The 23,336-nt window shown below is 60.7% G+C and carries 28 protein-coding genes; 24 read left to right on the top strand and 4 right to left on the bottom strand.

All coding sequences use genetic code 11. The features are described from left to right. Nucleotides 1-42 precede the first annotated feature (42 nt). On the top strand, nucleotides 43-621 hold the full coding sequence (locus tag ACN9MZ_RS19790) for an HD domain-containing protein (RefSeq protein ID WP_426338655.1): 579 nt from the start codon (nucleotides 43-45) through the stop codon (nucleotides 619-621). A 68-nt stretch (nucleotides 622-689) separates the two neighbouring features. Here the strand turns inward: ACN9MZ_RS19790 and ACN9MZ_RS19785 are convergent, their stop codons facing one another. Continuing rightward, nucleotides 690-1,424: an AraC family transcriptional regulator gene (locus tag ACN9MZ_RS19785; protein WP_426338654.1), complete on the bottom strand. Its 735-nt coding sequence runs from the start codon at nucleotides 1,422-1,424 to the stop codon at nucleotides 690-692. A gap of 159 nt (nucleotides 1,425-1,583) precedes the next feature. Between ACN9MZ_RS19785 and ACN9MZ_RS19780 the strand changes: the two genes are divergently transcribed. From ACN9MZ_RS19780 to aceA, 3 genes are all read left to right on the top strand, one after another. Continuing rightward, complete coding sequence (locus ACN9MZ_RS19780) at nucleotides 1,584-2,792, top strand: MFS transporter (protein WP_426338653.1); 1,209 nt, start codon at nucleotides 1,584-1,586, stop codon at nucleotides 2,790-2,792. A 37-nt stretch (nucleotides 2,793-2,829) separates the two neighbouring features. Further along, nucleotides 2,830-3,324 (top strand): ribonuclease E activity regulator RraA, encoded by a 495-nt coding sequence (rraA, locus tag ACN9MZ_RS19775; RefSeq protein ID WP_426338652.1) that lies wholly within the window; start codon nucleotides 2,830-2,832, stop codon nucleotides 3,322-3,324. A 248-nt stretch (nucleotides 3,325-3,572) separates the two neighbouring features. Beyond that, complete coding sequence (gene aceA, locus ACN9MZ_RS19770) at nucleotides 3,573-4,874, top strand: isocitrate lyase (RefSeq protein ID WP_426338651.1); 1,302 nt, start codon at nucleotides 3,573-3,575, stop codon at nucleotides 4,872-4,874. On the opposite strand, the gene ACN9MZ_RS19765 is transcribed toward aceA, so the two are convergent. After that, a complete protein-coding gene (locus ACN9MZ_RS19765) occupies nucleotides 4,871-5,329 on the bottom strand; it encodes a GNAT family N-acetyltransferase (RefSeq protein ID WP_426338650.1) in 459 nt (152 codons plus the stop codon). The genes aceA and ACN9MZ_RS19765 overlap by 4 nt on opposite strands. Before the next feature lie 70 nt (nucleotides 5,330-5,399). Between ACN9MZ_RS19765 and ACN9MZ_RS19760 the strand changes: the two genes are divergently transcribed. Next, complete coding sequence (locus ACN9MZ_RS19760; protein ID WP_426338649.1) at nucleotides 5,400-6,320, top strand: 23S rRNA (adenine(2030)-N(6))-methyltransferase RlmJ; 921 nt, start codon at nucleotides 5,400-5,402, stop codon at nucleotides 6,318-6,320. Nucleotides 6,321-6,387: 67 nt separating this feature from the next. Continuing rightward, on the top strand, nucleotides 6,388-7,656 hold the full coding sequence (locus ACN9MZ_RS19755; RefSeq protein ID WP_426338648.1) for an EAL and HDOD domain-containing protein: 1,269 nt from the start codon (nucleotides 6,388-6,390) through the stop codon (nucleotides 7,654-7,656). A gap of 1 nt (nucleotide 7,657) precedes the next feature. Here the strand turns inward: ACN9MZ_RS19755 and ACN9MZ_RS19750 are convergent, their stop codons facing one another. Beyond that, nucleotides 7,658-8,383 carry an SAM-dependent methyltransferase gene (locus ACN9MZ_RS19750; protein WP_426338647.1) on the bottom strand — a complete coding sequence of 242 codons (726 nt, stop codon included), beginning with the start codon at nucleotides 8,381-8,383 and terminating at the stop codon, nucleotides 7,658-7,660. Nucleotides 8,384-8,518: 135 nt separating this feature from the next. Next, on the bottom strand, nucleotides 8,519-9,112 hold the full coding sequence (locus tag ACN9MZ_RS19745; RefSeq protein ID WP_426338646.1) for a Maf-like protein: 594 nt from the start codon (nucleotides 9,110-9,112) through the stop codon (nucleotides 8,519-8,521). 117 nt (nucleotides 9,113-9,229) lie between these two features. Between ACN9MZ_RS19745 and ACN9MZ_RS19740 the strand changes: the two genes are divergently transcribed. The 18 genes from ACN9MZ_RS19740 (at nucleotide 9,230) to rnc (ending at nucleotide 23,330) form a co-directional block, all read left to right on the top strand. Further along, a complete protein-coding gene (locus tag ACN9MZ_RS19740; RefSeq protein WP_426338645.1) occupies nucleotides 9,230-9,727 on the top strand; it encodes a YceD family protein in 498 nt (165 codons plus the stop codon). 133 nt (nucleotides 9,728-9,860) lie between these two features. Beyond that, nucleotides 9,861-10,043, top strand: coding sequence for a 50S ribosomal protein L32 (gene rpmF, locus ACN9MZ_RS19735; protein WP_028104096.1), 183 nt, complete (start codon nucleotides 9,861-9,863; stop codon nucleotides 10,041-10,043). Nucleotides 10,044-10,125: 82 nt separating this feature from the next. Then, on the top strand, nucleotides 10,126-11,226 hold the full coding sequence (gene plsX, locus ACN9MZ_RS19730) for a phosphate acyltransferase PlsX (protein ID WP_426338644.1): 1,101 nt from the start codon (nucleotides 10,126-10,128) through the stop codon (nucleotides 11,224-11,226). Next, on the top strand, nucleotides 11,180-12,166 hold the full coding sequence (locus ACN9MZ_RS19725; RefSeq protein ID WP_426338643.1) for a beta-ketoacyl-ACP synthase III: 987 nt from the start codon (nucleotides 11,180-11,182) through the stop codon (nucleotides 12,164-12,166). Before plsX ends, ACN9MZ_RS19725 begins: the two co-directional genes overlap by 47 nt. 44 nt (nucleotides 12,167-12,210) lie before the next feature. Further along, nucleotides 12,211-13,152 (top strand): ACP S-malonyltransferase, encoded by a 942-nt coding sequence (fabD, locus tag ACN9MZ_RS19720; RefSeq protein ID WP_426338642.1) that lies wholly within the window; start codon nucleotides 12,211-12,213, stop codon nucleotides 13,150-13,152. 6 nt (nucleotides 13,153-13,158) lie between these two features. Continuing rightward, entirely contained in the window at nucleotides 13,159-13,911 is a 753-nt protein-coding gene (fabG, locus tag ACN9MZ_RS19715; protein WP_426338641.1) for a 3-oxoacyl-ACP reductase FabG, read from the top strand. Nucleotides 13,912-14,054: 143 nt separating this feature from the next. Next, the gene (gene acpP, locus ACN9MZ_RS19710) at nucleotides 14,055-14,294 is read left to right on the top strand and encodes an acyl carrier protein (protein ID WP_028104092.1); all 240 of its coding nucleotides are present in this window, start codon (nucleotides 14,055-14,057) and stop codon (nucleotides 14,292-14,294) included. Between the two features lie 39 nt (nucleotides 14,295-14,333). Continuing rightward, nucleotides 14,334-15,578 carry a beta-ketoacyl-ACP synthase II gene (fabF, locus tag ACN9MZ_RS19705; protein WP_426162480.1) on the top strand — a complete coding sequence of 415 codons (1,245 nt, stop codon included), beginning with the start codon at nucleotides 14,334-14,336 and terminating at the stop codon, nucleotides 15,576-15,578. Between the two features lie 77 nt (nucleotides 15,579-15,655). Beyond that, nucleotides 15,656-16,039 (top strand): protein YgfX, encoded by a 384-nt coding sequence (locus ACN9MZ_RS19700; protein WP_426338640.1) that lies wholly within the window; start codon nucleotides 15,656-15,658, stop codon nucleotides 16,037-16,039. A gap of 24 nt (nucleotides 16,040-16,063) precedes the next feature. Beyond that, nucleotides 16,064-16,642: a sigma-70 family RNA polymerase sigma factor gene (locus tag ACN9MZ_RS19695; protein ID WP_426338639.1), complete on the top strand. Its 579-nt coding sequence runs from the start codon at nucleotides 16,064-16,066 to the stop codon at nucleotides 16,640-16,642. Between the two features lie 9 nt (nucleotides 16,643-16,651). Continuing rightward, on the top strand, nucleotides 16,652-16,939 hold the full coding sequence (locus ACN9MZ_RS19690) for a hypothetical protein (protein ID WP_426338638.1): 288 nt from the start codon (nucleotides 16,652-16,654) through the stop codon (nucleotides 16,937-16,939). Nucleotides 16,940-17,045: 106 nt separating this feature from the next. Then, the gene (locus tag ACN9MZ_RS19685) at nucleotides 17,046-18,527 is read left to right on the top strand and encodes a DegQ family serine endoprotease (protein WP_426338637.1); all 1,482 of its coding nucleotides are present in this window, start codon (nucleotides 17,046-17,048) and stop codon (nucleotides 18,525-18,527) included. Nucleotides 18,528-18,625: 98 nt separating this feature from the next. After that, nucleotides 18,626-18,808 (top strand): hypothetical protein, encoded by a 183-nt coding sequence (locus ACN9MZ_RS19680; RefSeq protein WP_426338636.1) that lies wholly within the window; start codon nucleotides 18,626-18,628, stop codon nucleotides 18,806-18,808. A 205-nt stretch (nucleotides 18,809-19,013) separates the two neighbouring features. After that, nucleotides 19,014-19,268: a glutaredoxin family protein gene (locus ACN9MZ_RS19675; protein ID WP_426338635.1), complete on the top strand. Its 255-nt coding sequence runs from the start codon at nucleotides 19,014-19,016 to the stop codon at nucleotides 19,266-19,268. Nucleotides 19,269-19,416: 148 nt separating this feature from the next. Then, nucleotides 19,417-21,210: a translation elongation factor 4 gene (gene lepA, locus ACN9MZ_RS19670; protein ID WP_426338634.1), complete on the top strand. Its 1,794-nt coding sequence runs from the start codon at nucleotides 19,417-19,419 to the stop codon at nucleotides 21,208-21,210. Then, a complete protein-coding gene (gene lepB / locus ACN9MZ_RS19665) occupies nucleotides 21,207-22,136 on the top strand; it encodes a signal peptidase I (RefSeq protein WP_426338633.1) in 930 nt (309 codons plus the stop codon). The genes lepA and lepB overlap by 4 nt, the downstream gene beginning before the upstream one ends. Before the next feature lie 21 nt (nucleotides 22,137-22,157). Then, entirely contained in the window at nucleotides 22,158-22,535 is a 378-nt protein-coding gene (locus ACN9MZ_RS19660) for a DUF4845 domain-containing protein (protein ID WP_426338632.1), read from the top strand. Nucleotides 22,536-22,541: 6 nt separating this feature from the next. Then, on the top strand, nucleotides 22,542-23,330 hold the full coding sequence (gene rnc / locus ACN9MZ_RS19655) for a ribonuclease III (RefSeq protein WP_426338631.1): 789 nt from the start codon (nucleotides 22,542-22,544) through the stop codon (nucleotides 23,328-23,330). The last annotated feature ends 6 nt before the right edge of the window (nucleotides 23,331-23,336 follow it).

The raw sequence follows: 23,336 nt of genomic DNA, 5'->3' as shown, positions 1-23,336 counted from the left end.
CCTCCAAATTGCGTAAACTCGTGGCTCTGACAGGAGCGCACCATGAATGAGTCATTGTTGGCGGGCCGGCTGGAATTCCTGCGCGAAGCGGAACGTCTGAAGAGCGTCCTGCGCAGCGGTTTCACGTCGACCGGACGGCCGGAAAGCACCGCCGAGCATAGTTGGCGGCTGGCGCTGATGGCACTGGTGTTCGCCGATGAATTGCCTGGGCTGGATCTCGCCCATTTGCTGAAGCTGTGCATCGTGCACGACCTCGGCGAAGCGATCCATGGTGACATTCCCGCAATCCACCAGCAAGCCCATCCCGGCAAGTCCGCGCAGGAACGCGAAGACTTGCACACCCTGACGCGCGACCTCGACTCGCCTCTGCGCGCGGAAATCATTGCCCTGTGGGACGAGTATGAAGCCGCCGCCACGCCAGAAGCCCAGGCCGTGAAAGCTTTCGACAAGCTGGAAACCATCCTCCAGCACAACCAGGGCGATAATCCGCCCGATTTCGACTATGCCTTTAACCTGGGGTACGGCCGCAAGCACACCGCTACGGCGCCTTTATTCGTGAGGCTGCGGGAGATGCTCGACGCGGAGACTGCGTCGCGCCACCAGTCCGCGTCTCCAAAGTGAGTGTAGGCAGCGCAAAGGCGGGCAGGCAAGCGCGGCCGGGAGCCAATTGACCGCAGGTTTGATTTTTATCAGTTGCGGGTGTTGAAAAACTCGGTAGGAGGACAGCCGAAGGTCTTGCGGAACATGGCGGTGAAGGCGGATTGGCTGGAGTAGCCCAGCGCATCAGCTACCTGCGACAGCGGCATGCCGCTGGAGATCATCGGCGCAGCATGGGCCAGCCGGGCCTGCTGGCGCCATTGGCCGAAGCTCATGCCCAGTTCCTTTTCAAACAGGCGCGCCAGCGTGCGCTCCGAAGCACCGGCCTTGCCGGCCCATTCTTCCAGGGTTTGGGGCGCGCCCGGATCGGCGAGCAGGGCGTCGCACAGGCTTTTCAGGCGCTTGTCGCGCGGCATGGGGACGCGGATTGGCCGCGTCGCCAGGTGCGGCAGTTCGTCGAGGATCAGGTTGCAGATCAGTTGGGAGCGGTGGCTTGCCACCTCGGGATCTTCCTGCTCCAGCGCCATGACCAGTTCGCGCAACAGCGGCGAGACTTCAAGCACCTTGCACGGCTCACCGGGAAAGGGATCGAAGGACGACACGACATAGACCGGCCGCAGCCGCGCAGTCTCAATCACGCTCAGCGAGTGCTCGACATTGGCCGCAGTCCAGATCGCGCGCTGCGGCGGGACGATCCAGCTGCTGTCCATCGCGTTCACCCGGATGACGCCCTCCAGTGCCAGGGTCAACTGGGCGCAATCGTGGGTGTGCGCTTGCAGGGAACGTTCGCTGACCAGGTCGCGCGCGATCATGGTGACAGGCTGCATCGCGGTCGGCTCGCGACGGCTTTCGTGTGGTCCCGTGTGGGTAACGATCTGGACTGGCATGGGTTGGCAGTTTTGCGATAAATGATGTCATCCTAGCTCAAAACAGACGTGCGATGTTTTTCTAGAATGTTTCCATTCTTTATACGAATGAGGTTGGAAATGGAAAATCAAAACTTGCGCACGGACGCCCGCGTGATCGGCCTGGTCGGGCTGGCGCATGGCGTCTCGCACTTCTATCATCTGATCCTGGCCGCGCTGTTTCCCTGGCTGAAGACGGCATTCGGCTTGAGCTACTCCGAACTGGCGCTGCTGATGACGGTGTTCTTTGTCGTTTCCGGCATTGGCCAGGCCCTGGCCGGCTTCGTGGTGGACCGGGTTGGCGCGCGCCGCGTGCTGTTTTCCGGCATGGCGATGCTGGGCGTATCGGCGCTGGTGTTGTCGAACGCCCAGAACTATGCCGGCCTGATGCTGGGCGCCATGCTGGCGGGCATGGGCAACAGCATCTTCCACCCGGCAGACTACACGATCCTCAACCAGCGCGTTTCGCGCGACCGGCTGGCCCATGGCTTTTCCGTGCATGGCATCAGCGGCAGCATTGGCTGGGCTGCCGCGCCGCTGTTCCTGACTGGCGTCGCCAGTGCCACGGATTGGCGTACCGCCTTGCTGTCGGCTGCAGCGCTGCCCGCGATTGTGCTGGCGATCCTGTGGTGGAACCGCGAAGCCTTGCGCCCTGATCCTGTCGTTCATCACGCCGCCGGCGCGCGGCAGGGCGGTTCGTTTGATTTCCTGCGACTGCCTTCGGTGTGGATGTGCTTTGGCTTCTTCTTCCTGACTGCGCTGGCGCTGGGCGGCATCCAGAGTTTCGCCTCGACCGGACTGGTCAAACTGTACGGCATGTCGCTGGCGATGGCGACCAGCGCCTTCACGGCCTACATGCTGGCATCCGCGGTGGGCATGATGCTGGGCGGCTTCCTCGGTGCAGGGCGCAAGAACCATGACCGTACCATTGCCGCCGCCTTCGCGCTGGCCGCTGTGCTGGCTCTGCTGCTTGGCATGGCTGTGGTGCCCGCCTGGGGGGCAGTAGCCTTGATGGCGCTGGTCGGCTTTTTCTCCGGCATTGCAGGACCCTCGCGCGATTTGATGATCCGCGCCGCAGCGCCGAAGAATGCCACGGGCCGCGTGTACGGCGTGGTGTATTCCGGCCTGGATAGCGGCCTGTCGGTCGGGCCTCTGCTATTCGGCCTGATGATGGACGCAGGCAAGCCGCAATATGTCTTCGCCGGCATCGCCTTCTTCCTGCTGCTGGCCATCGCCACCGCCACCGGCGTTGGCAGCCGTACCCGCGCCACCGCCAACGTTGCAGCCTGATATAGTCGTGTCATCTTCCATAACCGCGAGTGATGCCATGAGTTTTGCCACGACAGACCTTTGTGACGACAATCCTGCGATGCTGGACGACGGCAGCCTGCAAGTCCTGTCGCCGTTCTTCCGCCACTTCGGCAAGCGGGCCCAGTTTGCCGGACCGGCTGCGACGCTGAAGGTGCATGAGGATAATGCGCTGGTGCGTGCGACCCTGGAAACCCAGGGCGGGGGCAGGGTGCTGGTCATCGATGGCGGCGGCAGCCTGCGCCGGGCGCTCGTTGGCGGCCAGCTTGGCCTGCTGGCGCAGAACAACGGCTGGGCAGGCGTGATTGTCGATGGTTGCGTGCGCGATAGCGCCGAGCTGGCGCAGTGCGACGTCGGCATCATGGCCTTGGCGACGCATCCCCAGCGCAGTGCGCGTGAGGGCGTCGGCAAGCGCGATGTCAACGCACAAATCGCAGGCGTGACAGTGCGCCCCGGCGACTGGATTTATGCGGATGCGGATGGCGTGCTGGTGGCCAAGCAAAAGCTCGCCTGATGCTGGTGCGCTTTCCACGATGTGAAAACGGCATTTCACGCGATGGAAAGTGCACCACATTAACAAACCTTGTTTCTCTCGAAAGGAGAAATGACGTTCCGAATCATGGAATTTAATTCTCAAGTATTTGATTTGTCGGTAGTAAATTGTGCTTATATGTCTTATATAAGACTATTGTTGCACTGAACAATCAAGCCTAAGATATCTCTAACGGTTTTCGTTTTCTAACGCTTTCGTAGGAGATCATCATGGCAACTCGCGCCGAACAAATCGCAGCCCTGCAGCACGACTGGGATAGCAACCCTCGCTGGAAAGGCGTCACCCGCACTTACACCGCCGAAGACGTGGTGCGCCTGCGCGGCTCGCTGGCCATCGAGCACACACTGGCCAAGCGCGGCGCGGAAAAACTGTGGGACTTGGTGAACAACGAACCCTTCGTCAATGCGCTGGGTGCGTTGACCGGCAACCAGGCCATGCAACAGGTGAAGGCCGGCCTGAAGGCGATCTACCTGTCAGGCTGGCAGGTAGCGGGCGATGCCAACCTGGCGGGCGAGATGTATCCTGACCAGTCGCTGTATCCTGCCAACTCGGTGCCGATGGTTGTTCGCCGCATCAACAATACCTTCCAGCGCGCCGACCAGATCCAGTGGTCTGAGGGCAAGGACGATATCGACTTTTTCGCGCCTATCGTGGCGGACGCGGAAGCGGGCTTCGGCGGCGTGCTGAATGCCTTCGAACTGATGAAAGCCATGATCGAAGCCGGCGCTTCGGGCGTGCATTTCGAAGACCAGTTGGCTTCGGTGAAAAAATGCGGCCACATGGGTGGCAAGGTGCTGGTGCCAACCCGCGAAGCCGTCGAAAAACTGAGCGCTGCGCGCCTGGCCGCTGACGTCATGGGCACCGCTACCCTGGTGATCGCCCGTACCGACGCTGAAGCTGCGGACTTGCTGACTTCCGACGTGGACGACAACGACAAGCCATTCTGCACCGGCGAACGCACCGTGGAAGGCTTTTACAAGGTGCGCAATGGCCTGGAGCAGTCGATTTCCCGCGCGCTGGCCTACGCTCCGTACGCTGACCTGGTGTGGTGCGAAACCGGCAAGCCGGACCTGGCTTTCGCCAAGTCCTTCGCTGAAGCCGTGCATGCCAAATTCCCCGGAAAGATGCTGGCCTATAACTGCTCGCCTTCCTTCAACTGGAAGAAAAACCTCGACGACGCGACCATTGCCAAATTCCAGAAAGAGCTGGGTGCGATGGGCTACAAATTCCAGTTCATCACGCTGGCCGGCTTCCACTCCCTGAACTACGGCATGTTCGACCTGGCCCATGGGTATGCCCGCCGCCAGATGTCGGCCTTCGTGGAGCTGCAGGAAGCCGAATTCGCCGCGGCCGCCAAAGGATTCACCGCGGTCAAGCACCAGCGCGAAGTCGGTACCGGCTACTTCGACGCCGTGACCCAGGCAATCCAGCAGGGCCAGAGTTCCACCACCGCCTTGCACGGTTCGACCGAAGACGAGCAGTTCTTCGACGAGAAAAAGAAAGTCGCTTAAGTGCGTGTCATGAACACGCAGTCCAGCAGGATTCCCGAGGGATGCTGGTACTGCGTGTTCTTCATTGCGCGATAGCCAGCCGCTTCGTAGAAGCGGACTGCGTTCAGCGAAGCGTAGAGGTGCAAGGCGGCGGGTTCGCCGGCCATCTGCTCCAAGGCTCCCAACAGGGATTTGCCTACGCCCTGGCCGCCAAATCGCGGTTCGACAAAGACCGCATCCACCTCATTGCTCTCCAGGTCGAGGATGGCGTATCCGGCCAGTTCGCCATTGATACAGGCCTTGATGCCGCCGCCCTGGGCCAGCAGGGCGGGATAGGTCGAGGGCGCCGGGGCTGCGGCCCACGTGCTCAAGGTGAGGCGATCGTAGTGGTCGGCGCATTGGCTGCGCAGCGCGCGGGTGCGCAATTCCCACAGGGCTGGGATGTCGGCGCTGGCCGCTGGAAGAAGGGTGATCATTTGGCCAGTGTATCGCAGGCGATCATGCGCATGAGATAATGCCGGCAACTCTTATTTACCAGCCTCTCCTATGTTCAGTTACCGCCACGCGTTCCATGCCGGCAATCACGCCGACGTCCTCAAGCACTTTGTCCTGGTCCAGGTCCTCGAATACCTGAACCAGAAGGACGTCCCTTACACCTATATCGACACGCATGCCGGCGCCGGCGTCTATTCGCTGGATAGCGCGCAAGCCACCAAGACCGCCGAATTCGAGACCGGCATCGGCCCATTGTGGGATCGTGATGACCTGCCGGAACCGCTGGCCGACTACGTTCAACTGATCAAGGACCTGAACCCAAGCGGCAAACTGCGCTTCTATCCTGGTTCGCCTTACTGCGCCGAAATCGTGGCGCGCGAAGAAGACCGCATTCGCCTGTTCGAGCTGCACCCGTCGGACGCCAAGATCCTGGCCGACAATTTCCACAAGCTGGAGCAGCACCAGGCGGCCAATGGTCGCCGCCCTGCTGCGCGCGGCAAGCGTGTGATCGTCAACAAGGCGGATGGTTTCCTGGGCGTGAAGGCGTTGCTGCCGCCACCATCGCGCCGCGGCATGGTGCTGTGCGATCCTCCCTATGAGGACAAGCAGGACTACAAGAAGGTCACTGACATGCTGAACGATGCGCTGAAGCGCTTCCCGACCGGCACTTATGCGGTCTGGTATCCGGTGCTGCAGCGCATTGAGGCGCGCAACTTCGCCGAGCGCTTGAAGCACTTGCCGGCCAAGAGCTGGCTGAACGTGACCCTGTGCATCAGCATGCCAACCCCGGACGGCATCGCGCTGCATACGAGCGGCATGTTCCTGCTGAATCCTCCGTACACGCTGGAGCCGATGCTGCGCCAGGTGATGCCCTACCTGGTGCAGGTTTTGGGCCGTGATGCCGGTGCGCAGTTCACGCTGGAGAGTGGCGAGGCGGCCACAAGCAAGAAGGTCCCGCAGCGCACAACATAAAAATATTGCCAGGACTGCACTAATGGGTATAGTCTTGACACCATGAGTCTTAACAATGGGGAAACCCATGACAGCCGTGGTTGAAAGTGAAGTGCAGATCCCAATGCCGTATGCCAATCAGTTCTTCTTGGCACGGCAACCCATCCTCAACCGCAGCCAGCGGCTCGTGGCCTACGAGCTGCTCTACCGAAATGCCGAAGTCCACGAAGCCCGTGTGACGGACGGAACCCATGCCACTGCCTCCGTGATTGCCCATGCTTCCGAGCTGGGCATGGAGCAGGTCGTGGGCGACCAGCTCGCTTTCGTCAATGTCGACACGACGGGGTTGATGAGCGATTTCATTCACTTCCTGCCGACTGACAAGGTCATCCTCGAGGTGCTGGAGTCGGTCGAGCCGACGCCGGACGTGCTGAAGCGGGTGCAGGACCTGAAGCAGGCCGGCTACAAGTTCGCCCTCGACGATGTGGCGGGGGAGAGCGATGCCGTGACGGCTTTACGTCCGCTGATGGACGTGATCAAGGTCGATATCAAGCAGATCGAGCGCGGCAGCCTGCCCGCCTTGGCGCGCAACCTGCGCAACCCCAACCAGAAACTGCTGGCCGAGAAAGTTGAGACGGTCGAGGAGTTCCGCGAGTGCATGGACCTGGGCTTCGAATATTTCCAGGGTTATTATTTCGCGCGGCCCGTGATCCTGAGCGGGAAGAAGATTACGCCATCGCAGCTCTCCATCATGCATTTGTTGGATTTGCTGAACCAGGACGCGGACCAGCGCGAGGTGGAGCGCAGCGTCAAGCATGACCCGCTCATTTCCCTCAACCTGCTGCGCTTGGTGAATACGCCGGCGGTGGGCGCGCGCTTCCGCATCAATTCCGTCGGGCATGCGCTGATCGTGCTGGGGCGGCGGCAGTTGCAGCGCTGGCTGCAGATCCTGCTGTATGTGAAAGGCTCGGAATTCGATTCGCCCTTGCTGCAGATGGCCACCACGCGCGGCAAGACCATGGAACTGGTGATGGGGCATGTGCGCCCGTCGGAAAGGGTAGCGGCCGATATTGGTTTCACCGTCGGCATCATGTCGCTGATGGATGCGCTGTTCTCGGTACGCATGGGCGAAATCCTCGACAGCGTCAATGTGCTGGACGAGGTGCGCGGTGCGCTCTTGCATCGCGAGGGAGATTATGGCGATGTGCTGCGCCTGATCGAGCTGATCGAACGGGCGCAGGAGGGGCGCGAGCTGACCGGCATCCTGCACCGGCTGGATCTGGCGCCTTCGGCCCTGTATGCGCTACAGCGCGAGGCATTCGAGTGGGTCAATGAGTATGCCCACTCCGTTCAGTAGTTTATTGGGCCAGTAGCAAAAAGACTGTTGGCTTCTTGTGGAAGTCCGGCGCCATGCCGCAGTCGAGCAGGCCCTTCCATTGCGCGCCCGTGCGGGTGCGGATCGTTTCCGTGGGCAGGCTGATGTCGGTGGCCACGCAAATCAGCGTGCTGCCGTTGCAGGCGGCAACCAGCGCTTCCAGCATGGCGGCATTGCGGTAGGGCGTTTCGATGAAGAGTTGTGTTTGCTTTTCCTGGCGCGAGCGCGCTTCCAGTTCTTTCAGGCGCTTGGCACGTTGCGCGGCGTCGGTCGGCAGGTAGCCGTTGAAGGCGAAACTTTGGCCGTTCAGGCCGCTGGCCATGACGGACATCAGGATGGAGGAGGGGCCAACCAGGGGACGCACCGGGATGCTGTTGGCGTGGGCCAGGCGGACCAGGTCGGCGCCCGGGTCGGCTACCGCCGGGACGCCGGCTTCGGACAGCAGGCCGACGTCGTGGCCGGCTTTCAGGGGTTCGAGCAGGGCTTGCAGTGCCGCTTGCGGCGTGTTGATGTTCAGTTCGCTGATCGCGATTTCCTGGATCGGTTTGGCGGTGCCGACCTGCTTCAGGAAGGCGCGGGCGGTTTTGGCGTTCTCGGCGACGAAGTGGGTGAGCTGGCTGGTGAGCTGCTGCACGTGCTGGGGGATGACCTGGTCCAGGGAGTCGGTTGGGCCGAGGGTGTTGGGGATTAGGTATAGGGTGCCGTTCATGTTTTTAAACCGGTAAACCTGGGTCTGACCCCAGGGTCAGACCCTGTCAGATCTGGCGTGACCGGTAATTTCTTAGTTATCTGGTGAGCAGGCGGGTCAGACGGGACGGCCATCCGGCTTGGGTCTGACCCAGGTTTATCGGGTCTGGAAGAAACTTACGCCGGCGGCGCGCAGCATGCTGGTAAGCGCAATCAGCGGCAAGCCCGTGAGTGCCGTCGGATCGCTGGAATCAATCCGCTCCAGGATCGCGATCCCCAGCGCCTCGTTTTTCGCGCTTCCGGCACAATCATAGGGCTGCTCAATGCGCAGGTAGGCATCCAGTTCCTCATCGGGCAAATCGCGGAACTTGACCACGGTCTGGATGTCATCAAGCTGGTGCGTATTGTTGCGCCCATCCCACACGCACAGCGCGGTATGAAACACCACTTCACGCCCGCGCATTTTCTGCAGCTGGGCGAGCGCATTGGCATGATTGCCAGGTTTGCCGATTTGCTCATCGTCCAAAGTGGCGACCTGGTCGGAGCCGATCACCAGCGCGCCAGGGTGGCGGGCAGCTACTGCGGCAGCCTTGTCACGGGCCAGGCGCAGGGCGGTGGCAGAGGGAGTTTCGCCCGGTCGCGGGCTTTCGTCGATATCCGGCACATCGACCGAGAACGGCAAATGCAGCCGCGACAACAGCTCCCGGCGGTAGGCCGAGCTGGAGGCGAGAATGATGTTGGTTGTTTTCATCAGGGAAATGTTATATGCTCTCTGCGCCGTAGAAAAAGCGCGAAAAGTCTCGCAAGTCTTTGACGCGGCGTGGAAAATCCTGTTATTATCGCAGGTTTTCGAGGGAAATTTTAGCCAATGAATGCTTTTGAGATCGACGCCTTTGAATTTTGTCGGACCAACAGCAGCAAGGAAGGGGTAACGCCCGTCGCTGAAATGACCCGGCTTAACAAGGAATGCGCTAACACTTCCGGTGAGTTGACCTGGAAGGTGGAGGGCGGTTCCAGCAAACAGGGCTTCCCGCAGATGCGCCTGACCGTTGCCGGCAAGGTGCAACTGGTGTGCCAGCGCTGCCTGACCCCGTTTGATTACGACATCGATTCGTCGACGCTCCTGATGCTCGGCAAGGACGACGAGGATGCGGACGAAATCGAGGAAATCATTGATGATGAAAGCATTGACGTGATCGTCGGTGCGCGCTCCATGAATCTCATGGACCTGGTTGAAGATGAGGCCCTGCTGGCCTTGCCGCAAGCGCCGAAGCACGAGGTGTGTCCTGATGCCTCGCTGGTCGACTCTGCGAAGAATGAGAAGGCGTCGCCCTTCGCCGGCCTGAAAAGCCTGAAAACGAATTAATCAGTTTGTAGTAGCAAAGAACGTGTCAAAACGCGTGCAGTAATCGAGTTTGGCATGGATGTAAAAGCTCGATTCGCATGTTTTTGCGCATCGGATGTGTTAAAATCTTAGAACTTTAGTATTAGGAGTCATCATGGCTGTTCAACAGAACAAGAAATCCCCGTCGAAGCGCGGCATGCACCGTTCGCACGATTTTCTGGTAGCACCGAATCTGGCCGTCGAGCCAACCACCGGTGAAACCCACCTGCGTCACCACATTTCGCCTAACGGCTTCTATCGTGGTCGCAAAGTGCTGAAGACCAAGAACGACGAGTAATCGGCGTTTCGCTTCAGCGACAAGACAAAGCGGTGCTACGCAGGTTTTCTGACGTCGCGCCGCTTTTTCTTTGAGTTATACAATGACAATCAAAATCTCTATCGACTGCATGGGTGGCGATCACGGCCCCTCAGTTACGATCCCCGCAGCACTCTCTTTCCTCAAGCACGAACCGAATGCCGAACTGGTCCTCGTTGGCCTGGAAGATGTCCTTCGCGCTGAACTGAAAAAGCACCACGCCGAGGCCGAGCCGCGCCTGACTATCCTTCACGCTTCCGAACAGGTCACCATGGATGATCCGCTCGAGGTCGCTTTGCGCCGCAAGAAGGATTCGTCGATGCGCGTGGCCATTGAGCAGGTCAAGAGCGGCGCCGTTGCCGGCTGTGTTTCGGCCGGCAATACCGGCGCCCTGATGGCAGTTTCGCGCTACGTGCTGAAGACCATGGCCGGCGTTGACCGTCCGGCCATCTGCACCATCATGCCGAACAAGCTGGGCAAGCCAACCTATATGCTGGACCTGGGCGCCAATGTGGATTGCGAACCGCACCACCTGCACCAATTCGCTATCATGGGTTATGTGCTGGTACAGGCGATGGAAGGCATTGAGCGCCCGACCATCGGCTTGCTGAACGTTGGCACGGAAGACATCAAGGGTAATGAAGTGGTGAAGGCCACGGCTGCCTTGCTGCGCGCCGACCACGAGCGCGGCGCCCTGAACTTCCACGGCAACGTGGAAGGGAATGATATTTTCAAAGGTACCACCGACATCGTCGTCTGCGACGGCTTCGTCGGCAACGTGACGTTGAAGGCTGTCGAAGGCCTGGCCAGCTTGTTCAAGGTGGTGCTGACCGAAGAATTCAAGCGTAACCCGATCACCATGTTGGGTGCGCTGATCGCGCGCGGTGCGCTGCGCATGATCACCCAACGCCTGAATCCTGCCCGCTATAACGGCGCTGGCCTGCTGGGCCTGCGCGGTCTGGTCTTCAAGAGCCATGGCGGGGCAGGCGTGGAAGCCTTTGAATGGGCAATCCGCCGCGCTTACGAGGCGGCGCATCATGATTTGCAAGAGCATCTGTCGGCGATGATTGCCGAACTGATGCCGCAGGAAGAGACGACTACACAAACGAGAGACACGCATGACCCTGTACAGCAAGATCGTAGGCACGGGCAGCTACCTGCCTGAGAAACGCGTCACCAACCATGACCTGGCAGCCCAGCTGGCTGCCAAGGGCATCGAGACTTCGGACGAGTGGATTGTGTCGCGCAGCGGCATTTCCGCTCGCCATTACGCGGAGCCTGAGCAGGCTTCGTCCGACCTGGGCGTGATCGCTGCCAAGCGCGCGCTGGAAATGGCCGGCATGCAGCCGGACGATATCGACCTGATCATTGTCGCCAGTTCCACCCCCGACTTTTACGGCAGCTTCCCAAGCACCGCCTGCATCGTGCAGAAGAAGCTGGGCATGTCCAACAACTGCGCAGCGGTCGACGTGCAGGCTGTTTGCAGTGGCTTCGTCTACGCGGTGGCGACGGCGGACAGCTTCATCAAGTCCGGCATGCACAAGAACGTGCTGGTGATCGGCGCTGAAGTCTTCTCGCGCATCCTGAATTTCGAAGACCGCACCACCTGTGTGCTGTTTGGCGATGGTGCTGGTGCCATTGTCATGAGCGCGTCGCAAGAGCCTGGCATCCTGGCGTGCAAGCTGCATGCGGATGGCCGTCACTCCGACGTGCTGCGCGTACCGGGCAGCCTGTCCAATGGCGCCATCGCGGGCAGCGCATTCCTCTACATGGATGGCCAGGCGGTGTTCAAGCTGGCGGTGTCGGTGCTGGAGAAGGTGGCCTACGAGGCGCTGGACGCAGCCGGCATGACTTCCAGCCAGATCGACTGGCTGATTCCGCACCAGGCCAATATCCGCATCATGAACGGCACCGCCAGGAAGCTGGGCATGGAGCCTGAAAAGATGGTGGTGACCGTCGACCAGCATGGCAATACTTCCGCAGCTTCGATCCCGCTGGCGCTGGACGTCGCGATGCGCGATGGCCGCATCAAGAAGGGTGACGTAGTGATGATGGAAGGTGTAGGCGGTGGCTTTACGTGGGGTGCTGTACTGGCCCGGATGTAATAAAATGCAGTCCTTTTTAGAATAAGAAGTCTAAAGGTTGAAAGATGAATAAATTCGCGTTCGTATTCCCGGGCCAGGGTTCCCAGGCCGTGGGCATGATGGAAGGTTTTGCCGGCAACCCAGTGGTCGCGCAGACCCTTGCCGAAGCTTCCGACGCATTGCAGTTCGACCTGGCCAAGCTGATCGCTGAAGGCCCGAAAGAAGAACTCGACCTGACCACCAATACCCAGCCGGTCATGCTGACCGCTGCCGTAGCAGCCTACCGCGCCTGGATCGCCGCTGGCGGCCCAGTACCGAGCGTGGTTGCCGGCCACTCGCTGGGTGAGTACTCGGCCCTGGTTGCGGCAGGCGTGATTTCCTTCAAGGATGCCGTGCCGCTGGTGCGCTTCCGCGCGCAGGCGATGCAGGAAGCCGTGCCGGTCGGGCAGGGTGCCATGGCTGTGATGCTGGGCCTGTCCGATGAGGACGTGCGCGCAGCTTGCGCCGAAGCGGCTGCCGCCGTGCCGGGTGAAGTGGTGGAAGCGGTTAACTACAATGCGCCAGCGCAAGTGGTTGTTGCCGGCCATGCCGCCGCAGTTGACAAGGCCTGTGAAATCGCCAAGGCGAAAGGCGCCAAGCGCGCCATGCGCCTGCCCGTTTCCGCGCCGTTCCACAGCTCGCTGCTCAAGCCGGCTTCGGACCGCCTGCGCGAGTACATGGCATCGATCCATTTCAACGCGCCGCAAATCCCGCTGATCAACAATGTGGACGTGGCAGTGCTGAACGATCCGGCTTCCATCAAGGACGCCCTGGTGCGCCAGGCCGCTTCCCCGGTGCGCTGGGTGGAAACCATGCAGAAAGTTGCTGCCGACGGCATCACGAATGTGGTTGAATGCGGTCCGGGCAAGGTCCTGATGGGCCTGGCCAAGCGTATCGATCCGGTCCTGGTTGGCGAGGCCATCTACGACCAGGCAAGCCTCGAGCGCATGCTGGAAACCCTGAAATAAACAAGGATGACAATGACTCTAGCTAATCAAGTAGCGCTGGTGACCGGCGCCTCGCGCGGCATCGGCAAGGCAATCGCGCAAGAACTGGCCCGCCAGGGCGCCAAGGTGATCGGCACTGCCACCACCGAGGCCGGCGCAGAAGCGATCTCGGCCTACCTGGCCGAAATCGGCGCCGAAGCAGGCAAGGGCATGGTGCTGAACGTCACCAATGCCGAGCAGTGCGCTGCCGTCATCGACGATATCTCGAAAACCTACGGCGCCGTCGGCATCCTGGTCAACAACGCGGGCATCACGCAAGACCAGTTGGCCATGCGCATGAAGGACGAGGAGTGGGACAGCGTGATCGCCACCAACCTGACTTCGGTGGGTCGCCTGTCGCGCGCTGTCCTGCGCGGCATGATGAAAGCGAAGGCTGGGCGTATCATTAACATCACCTCCGTGGTGGCATCGGCCGGCAACCCTGGCCAGATGAACTACGCTGCCGCCAAGGCTGGCGTCGAGGGTATGACCCGCGCCCTGGCCCGCGAAATCGGCAGCCGCAACATTACCGTCAACAGCGTCGCCCCAGGTTTTATCGATACCGATATGACCAAGGCGCTGGGCGAAGAGCAGCATACGGCCCTGCTGACCCAGATTCCATTGGGCCGCCTGGGCAAGCCGGAAGATATCGCGGCAGCCGTCGCTTTCCTGGCCTCGCCAGCGGCCGCGTATATTACCGGTACCACCCTCCACGTGAACGGTGGTATGTATATGAATTGATACGGTTATGCGGCATAATGCCGCACGATCGCATCATTTAATAGTGATTTCAACGTAGATCAATTCAAACGTCGAAATTAGTTTATAGGCGCGCAAACCTGCTAAAATGCGCGCTTTCCGTAACAACATATTGGAGCCATAACATGTCGGATATCGAACAACGCGTTAAGAAAATCGTCGCTGAACAACTGGGCGTCGCTGAAGCAGACATCAAGAACGAATCCTCTTTCGTCGACGACCTGGGCGCCGATTCCCTCGACACCGTTGAGCTGGTAATGGCACTGGAAGACGAGTTCGAAATGGAAATCCCAGACGAACAAGCTGAAAAGATCACCACCGTGCAGCAAGCGATCGACTACGCTACTGCACACGTCAAGGCCTAATCAAAGCCCTGACTCTCCGATCCACTCCGGGAGACTCGCTTGAGTTCTAAAAACCGTCGTGTAGTGGTCACCGGCCTCGGTGTGATTTCCCCCGTCGGCAACAGCGTTGCCGACGCGTGGAAAGCAATCACCGAGAGCAAGTCCGGGATCGCAAACATTACTAGTTTTGACGCGTCGGCCTTTTCCACCCGTTTCGCGGGTGAAGTGAAGGGCTTCAACGTCGAGGACTACCTCGACGCCAAAGAAGCGCGTCACATGGATAAATTCATCCACTTCGGCATGGCCGCTGGCATCCAGGCAATCCAGGATTCCGGCATCACCGTCACCGAAGAAAATGCCGATCGCATCGGCGTGATCATTGGTTCCGGCATCGGCGGCTTGCCGATGATTGAAGCGCAGAAGGAAGACTACGACAAGCGCGGTCCGCGCCGTATCTCGCCATTCTTCGTGCCGGCCTCGATCATCAATATGATTTCCGGCAACCTGTCGATCAAGTACGGCATGCGCGGTCCCAACCTGTCCATCGTGACGGCTTGCACCACCGGCCTGCATTCGATCGGCGTGGCAGCCCGTGCCATTGAATACGGCGATGCGGATGTCATGATCGCCGGTGGCGCGGAATCGACCGTGTCGCCGCTGGGCCTGGGCGGTTTCGCTTCGGCTCGCGCGCTGTCCCAACGCAACGATGACCCTGCCACCGCGTCCCGCCCATGGGACATGGACCGCGACGGCTTCGTGCTGGGCGAAGGTGCTGGCGTCATGGTCCTGGAAGAGTACGAACATGCGAAAGCGCGCGGCGCCAAGATCTATGCAGAAGTGCTGGGCTTTGGCATGAGCGCCGATGCATATCACATGACCTCGCCTCTGGAAGATGGTGCTGGTGGCAGCAAGTCGGCGCAGAACGCGCTGCGCAACGCTGGCATCAACCCTGACCAGGTGAACTACGTGAACGCGCACGGCACCTCGACGCCGCAGGGCGACGTGGCGGAAGTCCAGGGTGTCAAGCGCACCTTCGGCGACCACGCCAAGAAGCTGGTTGTCAGCTCCACCAAGTCGGCCACCGGCCACCTGCTGGGCGGCGCTGGCGGCCTGGAGTCTGTGTTCACCGTACTGGCGATCCACAACCAGGTGATCCCGCCGACCATCAACCTGTTCAACCAGGATCCGGCATGCGATCTGGACTTCTGCGCCAATACCGCGCGTGATGCCACGATCAACTATGCGCTGAAGAACTCCTTCGGCTTCGGCGGAACGAACGGCAGCCTGCTGTTCGCTAAAGTCTAAACGGAACTTCCAAGCCTCGCCCCGGTCTCAGTACCGGGGCGAGCGCTTCCGCTGTACCCCCCCATTCATTTATTCCCATGTCGATCGCGGCATCTGTCGCTGTTCGCCCGTCGCCGTGCCTGCGCGTTTTGCGGGCAGGGATTGTCGCGTCCGTGCTGGCTGTCGGGGCATGGAGCGGGCAGCCCTTGCTGGCGGCGGCAGCCCTGGCAAGCCTGCGGCGCGAAGTCAATTGCAGCCACATTGATATTTCCGGTGTCGGAGAAATCCGGCTGACGGTATACCGGAAGCAGTGCCGGGCACGCTTGCTGGATGGTTGTACCGCGTGGCCGGCCGCCTTGCTGCTGCACCTCGAGCTGGAAGGAGGGCAGCGCCTGTGGCTGGCCTTGCTGCCGGATTCGGTTGCGGGCGGCGAGTGGCGCCGGCTGCAGGCGGCAGTGCGGGCCCAGCTTCAAAAAATGTGAACCAATCTTCGCGGGACTGCTCTTATGAAGGTGGACCCAGATCGTGAGCTGGTGGAGCGGGCGCGGGCAGGGGAGCGGGCCGCGTTTGACCAGCTGGTGGCGCGCTACCAGCGGCGCCTGCTGCGCCTGGTCCTGCGGCTGCTGCGCGATCCGGCCGAGGCAGAGGATGTGGTGCAGGAGACCTTCCTCAAGGCCTACCGCGCCTTGCCGCGTTTTCGGGGCGAGGCGGCGTTCTACACCTGGCTGTACCGGATCGCCTTGAATGGGGCGCGCAATGCGATCCTGCGGCGGCGGCAACGTAGCGCACCGCAGGGCGTGGCGCCGTCCCAGCTTCCGGCGCCAGTATCGGAAATCGGGACGCCGGAGTCGATGTTGCTCAGCAAGCAGGTGATGCTGGCCATCGATGCGGCCATGGAGGCTTTGCCGCTGGAATTGCGGACTGCCGTCGTGCTGCGGGAAATCGAGGGCTTGAGTTATGAGGAAATTGCGCAAATCATGGAGTGTCCGCTGGGAACCGTGCGCAGCCGGATTTTTCGGGCCCGCGAAGCCATTGCGCGGCGGCTGCGGCCTTTACTGGATTTGCCTGTAGATAAGCGTTGGTGAGGAGGGGCAATGATTTTGCTGCCGGATGAGGATGAGCTGTCCGTGGGCGCCCAGGTCCATGCGGTGATCGGGGACGCCTTGCGCCTGAGTGTTGCCGACGCCGAGCCGAGCGCGGGCTTCGCGGCGCGGCTGGCGGCGGCGTTGGACGAGGTGGAGCGCGACAGTCATCTGGTGCAGACGCAGGCGATGGCTGGCGAGCCGGCGTGCCAGGACGCCGTGCCGGGCGAGGACAAGCAGGCGGGCGAGGCCGGGCGTGGAGCGGGGCACGGTTCGGAGGCTGCCGAAGCCGCCTCTTGAAACGGCGAGGGGTTGCCCGCAACATATCGTCACAATATCCGGCTCCCGTTTAACACGAAGCTGATTTATATTGCTTGTTCTTCATTGACTTTCACTGAACGCAACCATGAAAAAAACCATGATTTCTGCGCTGGTACTCAGTGCAGCCTCCCTCGGCCTGCCGGCCGTTGCCGGTTTCGCGCCCGCCTATGCGGCGGCCCCCGCCGTGGCCGGTTTGCCGGACTTTGCCGACCTCGTTGAGCGAGTCGGCCCGGCTGTCGTGAATATCCGTACTACCGAACGCATTACCCAGCGCGACGTCGACGCGGCTGGCCAGGCCGATGAAATGCAGGAATTCCTGCGCCGCTTCTTCGGTGGGCAAATGCCGCGCGGCCAGGCGCCGCGCCGCCGCAACCTGCCCACCCCGGGCCAGGAGATCCAGCGCGGCATCGGTTCCGGGTTTGTCGTGTCGGCCGACGGCTATGTGCTGACCAATGCCCATGTGGTCGATGGCGCCGACGAGGTGTACGTTACCCTGACTGACAAGCGGGAATTCAAGGCCAAGGTGCTGGGCGCCGATGCGCGCGCCGACGTGGCCGTGCTAAAGATCGATAGCGGCGGCAAGCTGCCCTACCTGACCATTGGCGATCCGAACAAGTCCCGCGTCGGCGAATGGGTGATTGCGATCGGTTCCCCATTCAATCTCGAGAACACTGTGACTTCCGGCATCATTTCGGCCAAGGCGCGCGACACCGGCGACCTGCTGCCGCTGATCCAGAGCGACGTAGCGGTCAACCCGGGCAACTCGGGTGGGCCGCTGATCAACCTGAAGGGCGAAGTAATCGGCATCAATTCGCAGATCGCGACGCTGTCCGGTGGCTATAACGGCATTTCCTTTGCGATCCCGATCGACGAAGCGATGCGCGTGGCCGACCAGTTGAAGAAATCCGGCAAGGTGACGCGCGGTCGCCTGGGTGTGCAGATTGGCGAGCTGAACAAGGACGTCGCCGAGTCGCTGGGCTTGAAGAACAACAAGGGTGCCGAGGTGACCCAGGTTGAGCCGGGCAGCCCGGCCGACAAGGGCGGCCTGCGCGTGGGCGACGTCGTCATCAAGTACAACGGCAAGGATATCGACCGCTTTGCCGACCTGACCCGCATGGTGCTGGGCACCGCGCCAGGCAGCAAATCGACTTTGACCGTGTGGCGCAAGGGCGCTCCGGTGGACGTGCATGTCACGGTGGGCGAGGCCGATCCGGACAACAAGGTGGCGGGCCGTCCGGGCGGCAAGAAGGGCGAGAAGAAGGATGAGGCGCCAGCCAGCGCGGTCAATGCGCTGGGCTTCGTGGTCAGCGACCTGACTGCGGCGCAGAAGCGTGAACTGGGTGTGTCCGGAGGCGTGATCGTTGAAGATACCGACGGTCCGGCCGAAGCTGCCGGCCTGCGCCAGGGCGATATCCTGCTGATGCTGAACAACCAGGATATCGTGGACGCCAAGCAGTTCAATGCTGCCGTGGCCAAGCTCGATCCGAAGCGCGCGGCCGCCGTGCTGGTGCGCCGAGGTAGCCAGGCGCAGCACTTCTCGCTGCGTCCGGCCCCGGCCGCCAAGTAAGCGCCATACTCGTCGCCGCCGCGCGTTTCTCGCCCCTCAAGGCGGCAAGCCCGCGGCGGCGTTACATTTGGTTCCCCGCCCCGCGCCTGGAGCAAGCCATGCCGCATGAGTTTGACAACTACAACGCGCATGCCGAAGATGACGTTATTGGTACAAGGGTAACCATCGTGGAGCGCGATTCTCAAGCCATCTTGGCATGCCTCGACAGGGAAATGGCGACTAAAGCCGACCTGGAGCGTGCCGTTGCGACAATTGTGAAAGGACGGTTGGCGCGACGCTAGGATCGATAGCGCGCATGATCACACTTATGACGTTCGTCATGAATTATGCGCCGCCGCCGCAGGGACGGTTCGCCAAGCAGGAACCTGTCGCAACGGTGGCGACTGCGCCCGTTCAGCCGCCGGCTATATCATCACCATCCCGCCCGGCGCGCTACAATGGCAGCCCGCGCCCGAGGGGGCGCAGACTAGCCCACGCAAGCCCTGAATGCACGCCACTCCGCACTTTACCCTTTATTCCCGCTCCTACTGCCACCTGTGCGAAGACATGCTGGCAGCCCTGAATGCCCTGCAAACTCCGGGCAAACCATTCACCGTCGAAGTGGTTGACGTCGATGCCGACGAAGCCCTGGTGGCGCGCTTCGACGAGCTGGTGCCGGTGCTGTTCGCCGATCTGAACGAGCCGGAGCTGTGCCATTACTTCCTGGATGAGGCCAAAGTACAGGCTGTGTTGTCGAAATGATTGCCGGAATGGCACTATTTCGCAGTCTTCCCTCTAGAAATCCGGCTTTCCCCTCTGAAATCCGGTAAAATGCCGGGGGTTACCCTTGCATTGAATTCCATAAAAAGGCGCTCAAGCGCCTTTTTGTTATAGCTCGTTTCGATTTTTAATGAACAACATTCGCAATTTTTCCATCATCGCCCACATTGACCACGGCAAGTCCACGCTGGCGGATCGCATCATCCAGCTGTGCGGCGGCCTGTCCGACCGCGAGATGGAAGCGCAGGTCCTGGACTCCATGGACCTGGAGCGTGAACGCGGCATCACCATCAAAGCCCAGACTGCAGCCCTGAAGTACAAGGCGCGCAACGGCGAAATCTACAACCTGAACCTGATCGACACCCCGGGCCACGTCGACTTCTCCTATGAAGTGAGCCGTTCCCTGTCCGCCTGCGAAGGCGCGCTGCTGGTGGTGGACGCGTCGCAGGGCGTGGAAGCGCAGACCGTGGCCAACTGCTATACCGCGCTCGACCTGGGCGTGGAAGTGGTGCCGGTACTGAACAAGATCGACCTGCCGAACGCCGACCCGCCAACCGCCATCGCCGAAATCGAAGACGTGATCGGCATTGAAGCCGGCGACGCCGTGCAATGCTCGGCCAAGACCGGCCTGGGCGTGGAAGACGTGCTCGAATCCATTATCGCCAAGGTGCCGCCGCCAAAAGGCGACCCGGAAGCACCGCTGCAAGCACTGATCATCGACTCGTGGTACGACGCCTATGTGGGCGTGGTGATGCTGGTGCGCGTGGTGAATGGCACGCTACGTCCAAAAGAAAAGATCCGCCTGATGGCGACCGACTCGGTGCAATTGGTGGAAGACATCGGTATCTTCTCGCCGCGCTCCGTCTCGCTGCCCCAGCTGACCGCAGGCCAGGTGGGATTCGTCATCGCCGGCATCAAGGAACTGAAAGCCGCCCGTGTTGGCGACACCATCACCCATGCGCAAAACGGTGCCCCAGCGCCACTGCCAGGCTTCAAGGAAGTCCAGCCGCAGGTGTTCGCCGGCCTGTTCCCAGTGGAAGCCAACCAGTACGATGCACTGCGCGACTCGCTGGAAAAGCTGAAGCTGAACGACGCCGCGCTGCAGTTCGAACCTGAAGTGTCGCAGGCGCTGGGCTTCGGCTTCCGCTGCGGCTTCCTCGGCCTGCTGCACATGGAAATCGTGCAGGAGCGCCTGGAGCGCGAATTTGACCAGGACCTGATCACCACCGCGCCGACCGTGGTGTACGAGGTCGAGAAGCGCGACGGCACCGTGATCCACGTCGACAACCCGTCGCGCATGCCGGACCCGAGCCACATCAACGAAGTGCGTGAGCCGATCGTGACCGTCAACCTGTACATGCCGCAGGAGTATGTCGGTTCCGTGATCACCCTGTGCATCGCCAAGCGCGGCATCCAGATGGACATGGCCTACCACGGCCGCCAGGTGAAACTGGTGTACGAGATGCCGATGGCCGAGATCGTGCTGGACTTCTTCGACAAGCTGAAGTCCACCTCGCGCGGCTACGCCTCGATGGACTATGAGTTCAAGGAAAACCGTGCTGCCGACGTGGTCAAGGTTGACATGCTGATCAACAGCGAAAAGGTCGACGCGCTGGCCATCATCGTGCACCGCGCCAATGCGCCATACCGCGGCCGCGCCGTGGCGGCCAAGATGCGCGAACTGATCCCGCGCCAGATGTTCGACGTGGCGATCCAGGCAGCAATCGGCTCCAACATCATTTCGCGTGAAAACGTCAAGGCGATGCGCAAGAACGTGCTGGCCAAGTGCTACGGCGGCGACATCACCCGTAAGAAGAAACTGCTCGAGAAGCAGAAAGCTGGCAAGAAGCGCATGAAGCAAGTGGGCTCCGTGGAGATCCCGCAAGAGGCATTCCTGGCAATCCTTCAAGTGGAAGAGAAATGACACTGCAATCCATCCTGGGCAATTTCGCTTTAATCCTGTTCGTCCTGATGGTGGTGACGGGGATCATCTGGGTCCTCGACCTGGTGGTGTTTTCCAAGCAGCGCCGCGCTGCCGCCAACAAGGCGCTGGTTGAATATGACGAGCGCATGGCGCGCTCGGCTGCCAACGGCATCCGCATGGACGAGCAGGGCAATGCCCGCTCCAAGCTGGAAGCGGACATCCTGCGCCAACCGACCTGGATCGAATACTCTGGCAGCTTCTTCCCGGTGATTGCGCTGGTGTTCTTCCTGCGCTCTTTCCTGTGGGAGCCGTTCAAGATCCCATCCTCGTCGATGGTGCCGACCTTGCTGGTGGGCGACCTGATCCTGGTGAACAAATATACCTATGGCATCCGCCTGCCTATCCTCAATAAGAAGGTGGTGCAGGTCAACGATCCGCAGCGCGGCGATGTGATGGTGTTCAAGTATCCAAAGGATATGAGCCAGGACTACATCAAGCGGGTGATTGGTGTGCCGGGTGATAAAATTGTTTATCAAAACAAGCGCTTAACGGTGAATGGCCAGGCAGTTGGCTATACCCCGCTGGATGATTACCTGGAAGAGGGTACTCTTACTTACCAGAAGCAATTTACCGAACAGCTCGGCAACGTACAGCACCGTATCCTGAACAACGAAAAGGCGCCGCCGGTCCTGATCGGCCAGGTGGACGATAATTACCCGCACCGCGAGGCCTGCACCTACAACTACGAAGGTTTCTCGTGTGTAGTTCCTGAAGGAAATTACTTTATGATGGGCGACAATCGGGACAATAGTGCCGATAGCCGGATCTGGGGTTTTGTACCGGACAAGAATATCGTGGGCAAGGCCTTCTTTGTCTGGATGAACCTGGGTAATTTCAATTTCGATCGTCTTGGCGGCATCCGCTAAGCAGACAGGAGAGTAGAACTTATGCGCAAGCAGCGTGAACGTGGTATCAGCCTGATTGGCCTGATTTTTGGTATTGCAATCCTGGCCGGCATCGGCCTGATTGCTGCGCAAATCCTGCCGACCTACATCGAGTACCGCGCCATCCTGGGCGCGATCGAGCGTGCCAAGAAGGATGGCGGCGACAATATCCAGGCAATCCAGGGATCTTTCTCCAAGAGTGCCGAAACGGGCTATATCACATCGATTACCTCGCATGACTTGATGCTCGAGCGCAATGGCACTGATTTCGATATCAGCTTTGCGTATGAGAAAAAGATTCCCTTGGTTGGCCCGGCTAGTATCCTGTTGGAATATGAGGGCACGACAGCAAAGGCTGGCGCAAAGAAGAAGGTTGAATAATAAGTGATGAATTTACAGTTATTGCAAACCAGGTTGGGCTACACGTTCCAGGATGCTGGATTGCTCCAGCAGGCCCTGACGCACCGTAGCCACAGCAGTTTGCATAACGAACGGCTGGAATTCCTCGGCGACTCGATCCTGAACTGCGTGGTCGCCTCCATCTTGTACGAACGTTTCAACTCCCTCGACGAGGGCGACCTGTCGCGCGTGCGCGCCAACCTGGTCAAGCAGCAATCGCTGTTCGAAATCGCCCAGAAACTGGAACTATCGCAGTTCCTGCGCCTGGGCGAAGGCGAACTGAAGTCGGGCGGCTTCCGCCGCCCGTCGATCCTGGCCGATACGCTGGAAGCCTTGCTGGGCGCCATCTACCTGGACGGCAGTTTCGACCAGGCAGCAGCGGTGATCCGCGCCTTCTACATCCCGATCCTCGATTCGGTCGACCCGCAGACGCTGGGCAAGGATGCCAAGACCCTGCTGCAGGAATTCCTGCAGTCGAAGAAGATCTCGCTGCCGCTGTACAACGTGGTCGCCACCCATGGCGCCGCGCATAGCCAGGAGTTCGAGATCGAGTGCCTGGTGCCGAAGCTGGGCATCCAGGTGTTCGGGCGTGGCGGCAGCCGCCGCGCCGGCGAGCAGGCTGCGGCCAAGCTGGCGCTGGAAGTGGCCGAAGAAGCGCTGAAGAAAGCGCCATCGTCCGTCCGCAAGCCGCGCCAGCGCTCGGCCCAGCTCAAGCTGGCCGGCATCGCCACGGTCCAGGGCGAAACGGCGGCGGACAAGAAGCTCGCCAAACAATAACTGAAT

The sequence above is a fragment of the Pseudoduganella sp. S-14 genome, from assembly GCF_049913285.1.
Taxonomy (GTDB): Bacteria; Pseudomonadota; Gammaproteobacteria; order Burkholderiales; family Burkholderiaceae_D; genus Rugamonas.
Note: the sequence above shows the minus strand (reverse complement) of the source record. Positions and strands in the feature narration are given on the sequence as shown.